This is a genomic window from Hyphomonas atlantica corrig. (assembly GCF_000682715.1).
In the GTDB taxonomy this organism is placed as follows: Bacteria; Pseudomonadota; Alphaproteobacteria; order Caulobacterales; family Hyphomonadaceae; genus Hyphomonas; species Hyphomonas atlantica.
The window spans coordinates 1-1,273 of record NZ_AWFH01000038.1 but is presented as its reverse complement, the minus strand read 5'-3'; the positions used below and the strand labels follow the sequence as shown (position 1 = coordinate 1,273).

Sequence of the window (1,273 nt, the reverse complement as noted above, 5' to 3'; positions counted from 1 at the left end):
CGCCCCCCAAGAAAAAAGGCCGCCCCGGATGGGACGGCCTTGTCTCGGTCTTGCCTGATAGGGGCAAGTCTTACTTTTTAATCGCGGAGACCACGCCGGCGCCGACGGTACGGCCACCTTCGCGGATCGCGAAGCGCAGGCCCTGGTCCATGGCGATTGGCTGGATCAGCTCGACGTCCATTTTGACGTTGTCGCCCGGCAGAACCATTTCCTTGTCGGCCGGCAGGGTCACAACACCCGTCACGTCCGTCGTACGGAAGTAGAATTGCGGACGATAGTTGGAGAAGAACGGCGTGTGACGGCCACCCTCTTCCTTCGTCAGGATGTAGGCTTCAGCCTCGAACGTGGTGTGCGGCGTGATGGAGCCTGGCTTACACAGGACCTGGCCACGCTCAACGCCTTCACGGTCGATACCGCGCAGCAGCGCACCAATGTTGTCGCCAGCCTGGCCCTGGTCGAGCAGCTTGCGGAACATTTCAACGCCGGTACAGGTCGTTTTCACGGTGTCGCGGATACCGACGATCTCGATTTCCTCACCCACCTTGATGATGCCCTGCTCAACGCGGCCGGTCACAACCGTACCCCGGCCGGAGATCGAGAACACGTCCTCGACCGGCATCAGGAATGGCTTGTCCAGCGGACGCTCTGGCGTCGGGATGTAGTCGTCGACAGCCGCCATCAGCTCGAGAACTTTCTCTTTGCCGATATTGTCGTCGCGGCCTTCAACAGCTGCCAGCGCAGAGCCGGCTACGATCGGAATGTCGTCGCCCGGGAAGTCGTAGGAAGACAGCAATTCGCGAACTTCCATCTCGACCAGTTCGAGCAGCTCTTCATCGTCAACCTGGTCAACCTTGTTCAGGAAGACAACCAGGGCCGGCACACCGACCTGACGCGCCAGCAGGATGTGCTCGCGGGTCTGTGGCATCGGGCCATCAGCCGCGTTCACAACCAGGATCGCGCCGTCCATCTGGGCAGCACCCGTGATCATGTTCTTGACGTAGTCAGCGTGTCCCGGGCAGTCCACGTGGGCGTAGTGACGGTTTTCCGTCTCATATTCCACGTGCGCCGTGTTGATCGTGATGCCGCGGGCTTTCTCTTCCGGCGCGGAGTCGATGTCCTCATAGGACCGCTTCTCACCACCGCCCTGCTCTGCAAGCGTCATCGTGATCGCTGCTGTCAGCGTCGTCTTGCCGTGGTCAACGTGGCCAATCGTGCCGATGTTGACGTGCGGCTTGTTGCGTTCAAACTTTGCCTTGGCCATCGGGCCTCTCCT

The 1,273-nt window shown here is 60.8% G+C and carries 1 protein-coding gene; it reads right to left on the bottom strand.

The features are described from left to right. Positions 1-70: 70 nt before the first annotated feature. Positions 71-1,261 carry an elongation factor Tu gene (tuf, locus tag HY36_RS12650; RefSeq protein ID WP_035553469.1) on the bottom strand — a complete coding sequence of 397 codons (1,191 nt, stop codon included), beginning with the start codon at positions 1,259-1,261 and terminating at the stop codon, positions 71-73. Positions 1,262-1,273 lie beyond the last annotated feature (12 nt).